Below are 9304 nucleotides of genomic sequence, written 5' to 3' on the forward strand. Positions count from 1 at the left end.
GCTGTATGCGCGCGGTCAGCATGGGCTGCTCATCCATGCGGCCGGCACAACATTGGCGGCAGGGCGTGTGGCATCAAGGCTGAGCAAGATGCGGTCGTGGATGATGGCAGGCGCCGCCAAGGGCGGCGTGGCGCGTCGCTGACCGGACCGAGGCCGCGTGGGCGGTTGTCGTGGGGCGAAAGCAGACGGGGCGGCTGCGGCCGGGGGGCTCAGGCTCGTCGATGTCTTCGCTTGGCCTGTTCGCGCAGCGCTGCGCGCACTGCTTGCAAGGCGGGTGAGGGGGCAGACTCGCTGCGCATGAGCCACCCCACCGGTTCTTCGGTGCCGGTCAAGGCCAGCGGCAGTCGGGCCAGCACGCCGCGTTCGAGGTCGGCCTCGATGGCGCCCGAAGGTGTGAACCACAGGGCATCACTGCTGGCGGCCAACTCTCGGCCCAGCGAGACGGACAGGGTTTCGAAGACCATGCCCCGCGGCACGACGGCCTGGCTTTGCAGCCAACTGTCGGCGTTGTGACGGATGATCGTGTCGGCCACGGGCAGGATCCAGTCGTAGTCTGCCAGTTGTGCTGCACTCAGGCGGCGCTTGTGTCGGAGGGGATGATCGGGTCTGACGGCAATGATCAGCGGCTCGGCATACAGGTGTTCGAAGGTCAGGCCTTGCAGCCACTCGGGCTCCGAGAGGCGGCCGACCACGGCATCCAGGGTGCCTTGTTGCAGACGCGCCAACAGTTCGCGATTGGCGCCGGTTTCGATGTGAACCGTGGTGCCAGCGGGCAGGCCCAGTGAGCGCAGGCCGGCGGCCACGATGGCATGGGCCACGGTGGGCAGTGCCCCCAAGCGCAGCACGGTGGGCGCCTGGCCGGGGGCCACGCTGTCCAGCGCTTGATCCAGCGCGGCCATCACTTGACTGGCATGGCGCAAGAAGCCCTGCCCGGCCGGTGTGAGCCGTGCACCACGGCGGCCGCGTTCGAACAGGCGCAGCCCCAGCAGGGCTTCCAGGTCGGCCAGGGTCTTGGTCACCGCGGGTTGGCTGATGGACAGCGCCTGCGCGGCTCGGCCCAGATGGCCCAGTCGTGCGACGGCCAGAAAGCAGTGCAAGTGGCGCAGCTGGAGGCGATGAGCTTGGATGCGATTCATTCGATAACTCGAAAGAATTGATTATCGAACGAAACTTCAATTTACATAACCTTGGGTGATGCTTAGAGTGTGGGCATTGATCATCCATGACGGCCCCACGAGGAGAGTCCCCCATGAGCGAGACCGTGACGCTGCGTCCCCGAGACTGGGACAGCCACCCGCCTTACATCTACCCCGACTACAAGTCCACCGTGCTGCGTGGTCCGACCAAGCCGCTGTTGCCGATCAAGGAGCGGCTGCGTCAGCTGCGCGCCCCGGTGTATGGGCACGACGCCATCGGCCCGCTGGATCATGACCTCACGCGCAATGCGGCGAAGAATGGTGCGCCCCTGGGGGAGCGCATCGTGGTGACCGGACGGGTGCTCGATGAGCGGGGCCGTCCGGTGCGTCATGCGCTGGTGGAGATTTGGCAGGCCAATGCCGCGGGGCGCTATGTGCACAAGGTCGATCAGCATGAGGCCCCCCTGGACCCCAACTTCTTGGGCGCCGGCCGCACGCTCACCGACAACGAGGGCCGCTACAAGTTCTACACCATCAAGCCGGGGGCTTATCCCTGGGGCAATCATCCGAATGCCTGGCGGCCGAATCACATTCACTTCTCGCTGTTTGGCGAGTACTTTGCCAGCCGCTTGGTCACGCAGATGTATTTCCCGGGCGACCCGTTGCTGGCGCATGACCCGATCTTCCAAGGCACGCCCGAGCGCGCTCGTGATCGCTTGATCTCGAAGTTTTCGCTGGAGGTGACCGAACCGGATTTTGCGCTGGGCTATGTTTTCGACATCGTCTTGCGTGGCCCGAATGAAACGCCGATGGAGACGCCGCGATGAGCACCCTGCTTGCACAAACCCCCTCTCAAACCGTTGGGCCTTACTTTGCCTACGGCTTGACGCCACGCCAATACTTCTATGACCATGGCAGCGCGTACACGCCGGTGCTGGCTCAGCCGCATGCCGAGGGTGAGCACATCACCGTGATCGGCCGGGTGCTCGACGGCGCGGGTCAGCCCGTCAGTGATGCGATGATCGAGATCGCCCAGCTGGATGCACGAGGCCGCGAGGTCACCAGCGCCGAGCAGGCCCAGGCCTGGGGCTTCACTGGTTTTGGCCGCTGTGGCACCGGCACCGATGCTCAATGCCGCTTTGTCTTCACCACCGTGAAGCCCGGCGCGGCCGATGGCCAGGCCCCGCACATCGATGTGATCGTGTTCATGCGCGGCATGCTCAGCCATGCCTTCACTCGCATTTATTTCGAGGATGAAGCGCAGGCCAACGCCCAGGATCCGGTGTTGCAATCGGTGCCGGCCGAGCGTCGCGGCACCTTGCTGGCACGCCGGCAGGTGCAGCCCGCTGGCGTGGTGTATCAGTTCGACATCCACATGCAAGGCGATCAGGAGACGGTGTTCTTCGACCTGTGAGGCGCCTCGGATGCTTCGCATGCGGTGACGCGGGGCGCTGGGCCGGCTGGCGCCCAGCGTCATCGGCAGCGCACAGGCCGAAGCCCTGCCGACGGGGCTTTCATTTTCCGGGAGGCGATGTAATCTGTGGGATGCGTGCAGCGAAAGCGAGCGCCCACGAACTCGACATCGTTCTCCGCCATGACTGTTTTTTACTGGGTGATGGGTGTGCTCATCGTGGGCACCCTGGTCCCGTCGGCTCTTTGCATGTTGCTCTATGCCTTCACCGGCCATGACGTGCTGGCCCGCCGGGCCAGTACCTTGTGGGCTTATACCCGCACGTTTGCGCTGCTGGGCGTCAATGTCCTCATTTGGGGACACGTGGCGGCGGGGCTGTGGAGCATTTGGTTCCCTTGAACGCCGCGCGCTCCGCCTCGGGGCTCGCAGCCCAAGGTCCTCGCGGCGCGTTCCAAGACGGTGACTCAGACGACTTTTCCTATCAGCGCTGCCAGAAGGCTCAACAGCACCGCGCTGGTCAAGGGCAGGTCCCACTGCCGGCCGCCGAGCTTGAAATGAAAGTCGCCGGGCAGGCGACCCAGGCCAATGCGGTGCAGCCAGGCGCTCAGACCGTTGAAGACGATCAACGCCAAGAGGATGATGAGTAGCCAGCGCAGCATGCAGCACCTCAAAGTCTGTGGCTGCGGTCGCCGTGGGTGAAGCCGATGGGCTCGAAGTGCTGCAGGTCGAAGCCGCGAGCCAAGGCGATCACCTTGAAGAGCTCGCCCATCTCGTGCTCGTTGACGAGTTTGTTCACGGCCGCGGCGGCTCGTGGATCGTTTGGCGGCATGAGTTCCAACAGCCCGCAATTGAGCAGGAAGTGGCCCTGCGAGGTGTAACCCAGCACCTCCAACCCGGCCTCCTGGCCGGCCAGCGCGATGCCGGTGAAGTTCACGTGGGCGGTGATGTCTTTGTCGCCCACGTCGACCAAAGGGTCGGGATCGGCGCGGTGGGCGCGGTGGCACATCAGCGTGCCGCCATGGCGCTGGGGCAGGTAGTACTCGTCCTCGGGAAAGCCGTAGTCGATCAGGAACACCACGCCGCGGGTCAGGCAGCCGGCCAAGGTGCGCACGAAGGCTTCGGCCTGGGGATGGATTTCGGTGACGGTGCCGGGCACGAAGGCCGCAGGCACCGGCGGGCGCAGCGCGGTGGGACGGTCGCGCCAGACGAAACGCGAGCCGTCCACGCCCACGCCCCGCTCGAACCACTGTTGCCCGTCGAAATACAACAACTGCACCGGCATGGCGTCGAGCACTTCATTGCCGATGACCACGCCGCGCATGGTCTCGGGCAGGCGGTCGTGCCAGTGCACCCGCGGCAGATGCGTGGGTTGCTCGATGGCCAGGCGCTGGCGTTGGCGCTCGCGCAAGGCGCCGGACAGCTCGATGATGTGATAGGCCGACACCGCCGGCCCCAGTGCGCCCAGGAGCTGGCTGGCCAGGGCGCCCGAGCCGGCGCCGAACTCCCAGATGTCTGCGGTGCCGCTGGCCACCAAGGCCTGACGCAATTGTCGCGCCAGGGTCTGGCCGAACAGCGGGCTGAGCTCGGGGGCGGTGACGAAGTCGCTGCCGTTGTCGGGCAGCAGCCCGAAGGTGCGGCGTCCGCTGGCGTAATAACCCAGGTCCGGGGTGTACAGGGCAGCGGCCATGAAGCGGTCGAAGCCCCACCAGCCGCCCTCGGCAACGATGGCCTGGCGCAGGCGCTCGGACAGGGCGGCCGTTACACTGAGGGGTTCGTTGGTCTGCATCGCGGCATTGTAGGTAGCCGTCCATGTCTGCTTCTCCAAAGCCCTTGAAGTCCTCAGCCGAAGCCGCGCGGCCGGTGGTCCTGATCACCGGGGCGGCGCGCCGTCTGGGCCGCGCGATGGCCCTGGAGCTGGCGGCGCAGGGCTGGGACATCGCCTTGCATCACCGCCGCTCGGCGGCCGAGGCCGAACAGACGGCCGCTCAGTGCCGCAACGCCGGCGCGCGTGTGGCCGTGCTGGCGGCCGATCTGTCCGACGAGCGCGCCTGCCGGGCCTTGGTGCCGCAGGCGGTGGCTGCGCTCGGGCGGCTCGATGCGGTGGTCAACAACGCGTCGTTGTTCGAGTACGACGACGCGCTGAGCACCGACTTGGCTTCGATGGAGCGCCATTGGCGCGTCAACACCGCAGCCCCGGTGCTGCTGGCCCAGGCGTTGGCCCACCATTTGAAGGGCGACGGCCGCAGCGGCTGCGTGGTCAATCTGCTGGACCAGAAGCTGTGGAATCCCAACCCTGACTATTTCGCTTATACCTTGTCCAAGGCGGCGCTGGAGTCGGCCACCACCTTGCTGGCCCAGGCGCTGGCGCCTGCGGTGCGCGTGGTGGGCGTGGCCCCGGGCGTGACCCTGCCCTCGGGGCCGATGAACGAGGCCGAGTTCGCCGCTTCGTTTCGCATGACGCCGCTGCAGCGCTCGTCCACGCCGCAAGACATCGCTCAGGCCGTGCGCTTCGTGTTGCATGCGCCGGCGATCACCGGCACGACCTTGCTGGTCGATGGTGGCCAGCATCTGAATGCCCAGCCGCGTGACGTGATGTTCATCGCCCGCCAGGGCTTGGCCGTTTCCAAGGAATGACATGCAATCCCTGTTGAACCATCCGAGCCTGATGGACTGCCGCCGGCTCTTTCTGCGCAACTACGAGGTTTGGATCAACATCGGTGTGCACGACTTCGAAAAGCGCGGCGAGCAGCGTGTGTTGATCAATGTGGAGTTGTACGTGCCGCTGGCCACCACCACGCCCAAGGCCGATCGGCTGGAGGAGGTGGTCGATTACGATTTCATTCGCCGCACCATCGCCCAGCGGGTGGCGCAAGGCCATATCCATTTGCAAGAAACCTTGTGCGATGACGTGATCGAGCTGATGATGGCGCATCCGCAGGTCAAGGCCGCGCGGGTGTCCACCGAGAAGCCCGATGTCTATCCGGATTGCGATGCCGTCGGCGTCGAGGTCTTCCGCATGAAGGAGTCGGTATGAGCACCGCGCTGGACGAGCGCCCCGGTGGCAAGGCGGCGGCCGACAAGCGAGCCTTCGAGGCCAACAAGCTGAGCAAACGGCTGCACCGCCTGGTGGGGCAGGCGATCGCCGATTACAACATGATCGAGCCCGGCGACAAGGTCATGGTGTGCATGTCCGGGGGCAAGGACAGCCATGCCCTGCTGGACATCCTGATCAACTTGAAACAGCGCGCGCCGGTGCATTTCGATCTGGTGGCCGTCAACCTCGACCAGAAGCAGCCGGGCTTTCCGGCGCATGTGCTGCCCGAGTATCTCAAGAGCCGGGGGGTGGCGTTCCACATCGAGGAGCAGGACACGTATTCGGTGGTCAAGCGCCTCATCCCCGAGGGCAAGACCACATGCAGCCTGTGCTCGCGCTTGCGCCGCGGCATTCTCTACCGCGTGGCCAGCGAGCTGGGGGCCACCAAGATCGCTTTGGGCCATCACCGCGACGACATTTTGCAGACCTTCTTCCTCAACATGTTTTTTGGCGGCAAGCTCAAGGGCATGCCGCCCAAGCTGGTGAGCGATGATGGCAAGCACATCGTGATCCGCCCGCTGGCCTACGTGCCCGAGCACGACCTGGCCGCCTGGGCCGAGCATCGTCAGTTCCCGATCATCCCTTGCGATCTGTGCGGCAGTCAGGACAACCTGCAGCGCAAGCAGGTGGGGGCGATGCTGCGGGAGTGGCAAAAGAAGTATCCTGGCCGCATCGAGAACATGTTCTCGGCCTTGCAAACCGTCGTGCCTTCGCACCTGATGGACCGGAACCTGTATCCCTTTGCCGGCCTCCAAGCCTCCGGGGTGCCCGAGGCCGGGGGGGACAAGGCCTTCGACGAGGATGAGGCGTGCGCCGCGCCGCCGTCGTCGGCGGTGGTGAGTTGGCACTGGGATCGCTGAGCGGCCCGCTGCGGCGGGCAGGGAGACGACCGATGCGTTGGATGAGCGGGTGGGCGCTGGCGGCTCTGTTGGTGTTGGGCGGCTGCGCCAACATGCGTTTGATCGAAAGCGATGTGAGCAGCCATTCGCAGTGGCCGGCGGATCAACGCCCCGGCAGCTTCCGCTTCGAGCGTTTGCCCTCGCAACAGGCCCAAGCCGCGCAGCAAGAGGCCATCGAGGCGGCGGCCTTGCCGGCGCTGCAAAAGGCGGGTTTCACGCTGGCTGCGGCCGATGCCTCGCCCCAGTATGTGATCCAGGTGGCCAGCCGGCTGACCCGCTTTGAGCGTGCGCCCTGGGACGACCCCTGGCCTTGGGGCTGGAACACGGGCTTTTTCTATGGCGGACGGGCCTACCGTGGCGCCAGCGTGGGGTTGAGCTTCTATGCGCCGCAGCCCTACTATGTGCAAGACGTGTCGGTGCTGATCCGCGATGCGCGCACGCAGCAGGTGCTGTACGAGACCAGCGCCCGCCATGATGGGCGCTGGGCCGACGAGGCGGTGCGTGGCACGCTGTTCGAGGCCGCGATGCGGGACTTCCCGCAGCCGGCGATCAGTCCGCGCCGGGTGCGGATCGAGATTCCGCGCTGAGCCCCAGCCGCGGGTCGGCCAGCTGGCGTCGGGCCAGATCGCGAAAGCGGCGCGGCGACCAGCCGGTGTGTCGAGTGAAAAAGCGCGTGAAATAGGCGGCGTCGGTAAAGCCCAAGGTCCAAGCAATCTCTTTGATGCTGAGCTGCGTGTAGGCAAGGTCGCGCTTGGCCTCCAACAACAGCCGCTCGTGCACCGCGCCCAAGGCCGAATTGCGCAGCACCTCGCGACAGACGCGATTGAGCTGCGTGGGCGTGATGCCCAACTGGCGGGCATAGAAGGACAGGGGCGGTTGCGCGCGGTAGTGTTGCTCGACCAGGGCGCGGAAGCGTTGCACGTGTTGCAGGCTGCGCGAGGGCGTTTGCGCTCCGTGGGCGTCGGCCGCCTCCAGCGCCCGGCCCAGGCGCACCAGCACCAGGCTGAGCGCCGCCGTCAGCGCTGCCAGGCGCCACGGGGCATGCCCTTGGGCTTCGGCGGTCAAGGTGCGTATCGCCTCGTCCAGCGCTTCGAAGGCCGGGGCCTGCGCAGCAAAGCGCAAACACCGTGCATGCGACAGCCTTGCCTCCAACCCGGGTTCGGCTTGCAGCAAGGCCTGTAGGCGCTGGGCCACCACGGTCAGCACGACGCCATCGGTGTCGGTCGAGAAGCGAAAACCGTGCACCGTGAGCGCCGGCACGAAGACCACACAAGGCGCTTCGTAGGGCTGTCGTTCATCGTCGAACACCACCTCGCCTCGGCCGCTGCGCAGGCACAGGATCTGTGCGAAAAGATCATGCCGATGGGGGCGAATTTCCCAATCGTAGAGTCGGCTGCGCTCGGCGATGGATTCCACATGCAGGCTCTCTGGGATCAGAGGCTGGCCTTGCTCGCCGTACAGCGCGTAGGTGGGAACCCGGGTGACCATGCTGACAACAGGCGGGGATGTTCGGATTGTGCAAGTGATTGTCCGCCACGTCCATTTCAGCGTGGGCCGGGGCTCACTAAGCTTGAGATTCGTCAACCCGTCTCGATGTGTCAGGAGAACTGCCATGCGCGTGCAAGTCGCCATCATCGGTGCCGGCCCCTCGGGCTTGTTGCTGGGCCAGCTGCTGTACCGCGCCGGCATCGACGCCATCATCTTGGAGCAGCGCAGCGCCGACTACGTGCTGGGGCGCATCCGCGCCGGCATCATCGAGCAGGTGACCCAAGACCTGCTGGACCAGGCCGGGGTGGGGCAGCGCATGCACCGTGAAGGCCTGGTGCACCACGGCATCGAGCTCTGTTTCAAAGGGGCACGTCACCGCATCGATCTCAGCGGCTTGACCGGCGGCAAATCGGTGATGGTGTACGGCCAGACCGAGATCACCCGTGATTTGATGGAGGCGCGCCGCGCCGAGGGACTGACCACGGTGTACGAGGCGGCGCATGTGAGCCTGCACGACTTCGACACCGAGCGGCCGCGTGTGCGCTATGAAAAAGACGGCACCACGCATGAGATCGAGTGCGACTTCATCGCCGGCTGTGACGGCTACCATGGGGTGAGCCGCGCCAGTGTGCCGGCCGGTGCGATCCAGACCTTCGAGCGCATCTATCCCTTCGGCTGGCTGGGGATCTTGTCGGACACCCCGCCGGTCAGCGACGAGCTGATCTACACCCACCACGAGCGCGGCTTTGCGCTGTGCAGCATGCGCAGCCCCACGCGCAGCCGTCACTATGTGCAGGTGCCGCTGGGCGAGAAGGTGGAGGACTGGAGCGACGAGCGCTTCTGGGACGAGCTGCGCCGCCGGTTGGATCCGCAAGCCGCGCAGTCGCTGGTGACCGGGCCTTCGATCGAGAAAAGCATTGCTCCGCTGCGCAGCTTCGTGGCCGAACCCATGCGCTTTGGGCGCTTGTTCCTGGCTGGCGATGCGGCCCATATCGTGCCGCCCACCGGCGCCAAAGGCCTGAACCTGGCGGCCTCCGACGTGGGCTACCTCTCGCGGGCTTTGATCGAGTACTACCAGGAGCGCAGCAGCGCCGGCATCGACCACTACTCCGAGAAATGCTTGCGCCGCGTCTGGAAGGCCGAGCGCTTTTCCTGGTACATGACCAGCCTGTTGCACCACTTTCCGGACCATGGCGAGTTCGGCCGCAAGATCCAGGAGGCCGAACTCGACTACCTGGTCGGCTCGCGCGCGGCTTCCACCGCCCTGGCCGAGAAC

The 9304-nt window shown here is 65.8% G+C and carries 12 protein-coding genes; 8 read left to right on the forward strand and 4 right to left on the reverse strand.

The window, feature by feature from the left end; translation table 11 throughout:
- Positions 1-209 precede the first annotated feature (209 nt).
- Positions 210-1136: a pca operon transcription factor PcaQ gene (pcaQ, locus tag CTA01S_RS15390; RefSeq protein ID WP_019561355.1), complete on the reverse strand. Its 927-nt coding sequence runs from the start codon at positions 1134-1136 to the stop codon at positions 210-212.
- Between the two features lie 113 nt (positions 1137-1249).
- On the opposite strand from pcaQ, the gene pcaH reads away from it, so the two are divergent.
- From pcaH to CTA01S_RS15405, 3 genes are all read left to right on the forward strand, one after another.
- The gene (gene pcaH / locus CTA01S_RS15395; protein ID WP_062196755.1) at positions 1250-1963 is read left to right on the forward strand and encodes a protocatechuate 3,4-dioxygenase subunit beta; all 714 of its coding nucleotides are present in this window, start codon (positions 1250-1252) and stop codon (positions 1961-1963) included.
- Complete coding sequence (gene pcaG / locus CTA01S_RS15400; RefSeq protein ID WP_062196756.1) at positions 1960-2550, forward strand: protocatechuate 3,4-dioxygenase subunit alpha; 591 nt, start codon at positions 1960-1962, stop codon at positions 2548-2550. Before pcaH ends, pcaG begins: the two co-directional genes overlap by 4 nt.
- 180 nt (positions 2551-2730) lie before the next feature.
- A complete protein-coding gene (locus CTA01S_RS15405; RefSeq protein ID WP_062196757.1) occupies positions 2731-2946 on the forward strand; it encodes a hypothetical protein in 216 nt (71 codons plus the stop codon).
- 65 nt (positions 2947-3011) lie between these two features.
- Here CTA01S_RS15405 and CTA01S_RS15410 read toward each other — a convergent pair whose 3' ends face one another.
- Both CTA01S_RS15410 and CTA01S_RS15415 read right to left on the reverse strand, forming a co-directional pair.
- Complete coding sequence (locus CTA01S_RS15410; RefSeq protein WP_062196758.1) at positions 3012-3206, reverse strand: DUF2905 family protein; 195 nt, start codon at positions 3204-3206, stop codon at positions 3012-3014.
- An 8-nt stretch (positions 3207-3214) separates the two neighbouring features.
- Entirely contained in the window at positions 3215-4333 is a 1119-nt protein-coding gene (locus tag CTA01S_RS15415; protein ID WP_062196759.1) for a class I SAM-dependent methyltransferase, read from the reverse strand.
- A 23-nt stretch (positions 4334-4356) separates the two neighbouring features.
- On the opposite strand from CTA01S_RS15415, the gene CTA01S_RS15420 reads away from it, so the two are divergent.
- Genes CTA01S_RS15420 through CTA01S_RS15435 form a run of 4 tightly spaced genes read left to right on the forward strand, consistent with a single transcriptional unit; the run spans position 4357 to position 7127 of the window.
- Positions 4357-5181 (forward strand): SDR family oxidoreductase, encoded by an 825-nt coding sequence (locus tag CTA01S_RS15420; RefSeq protein ID WP_062196760.1) that lies wholly within the window; start codon positions 4357-4359, stop codon positions 5179-5181.
- A 1-nt stretch (position 5182) separates the two neighbouring features.
- Complete coding sequence (locus tag CTA01S_RS15425) at positions 5183-5581, forward strand: dihydroneopterin aldolase (RefSeq protein ID WP_019561348.1); 399 nt, start codon at positions 5183-5185, stop codon at positions 5579-5581.
- The gene (gene ttcA, locus CTA01S_RS15430) at positions 5578-6501 is read left to right on the forward strand and encodes a tRNA 2-thiocytidine(32) synthetase TtcA (RefSeq protein WP_019561347.1); all 924 of its coding nucleotides are present in this window, start codon (positions 5578-5580) and stop codon (positions 6499-6501) included. Before CTA01S_RS15425 ends, ttcA begins: the two co-directional genes overlap by 4 nt.
- Before the next feature lie 32 nt (positions 6502-6533).
- Positions 6534-7127 (forward strand): DUF4136 domain-containing protein, encoded by a 594-nt coding sequence (locus CTA01S_RS15435; protein ID WP_062196761.1) that lies wholly within the window; start codon positions 6534-6536, stop codon positions 7125-7127.
- On the opposite strand, the gene CTA01S_RS15440 is transcribed toward CTA01S_RS15435, so the two are convergent.
- A complete protein-coding gene (locus CTA01S_RS15440) occupies positions 7090-8028 on the reverse strand; it encodes a helix-turn-helix domain-containing protein (RefSeq protein WP_062196762.1) in 939 nt (312 codons plus the stop codon). The two genes, CTA01S_RS15435 and CTA01S_RS15440, sit on opposite strands and share 38 nt — an antisense overlap.
- Positions 8029-8152: 124 nt before the next feature.
- On the opposite strand from CTA01S_RS15440, the gene pobA reads away from it, so the two are divergent.
- Positions 8153-9304 (forward strand): 4-hydroxybenzoate 3-monooxygenase (gene pobA, locus CTA01S_RS15445; RefSeq protein ID WP_062196763.1); only part of this gene is annotated, 1152 nt, incomplete at its 3' end.

Source organism: Caldimonas taiwanensis NBRC 104434 (assembly GCF_001592165.1).
In the GTDB taxonomy this organism is placed as follows: Bacteria; Pseudomonadota; Gammaproteobacteria; order Burkholderiales; family Burkholderiaceae_C; genus Caldimonas; species Caldimonas manganoxidans.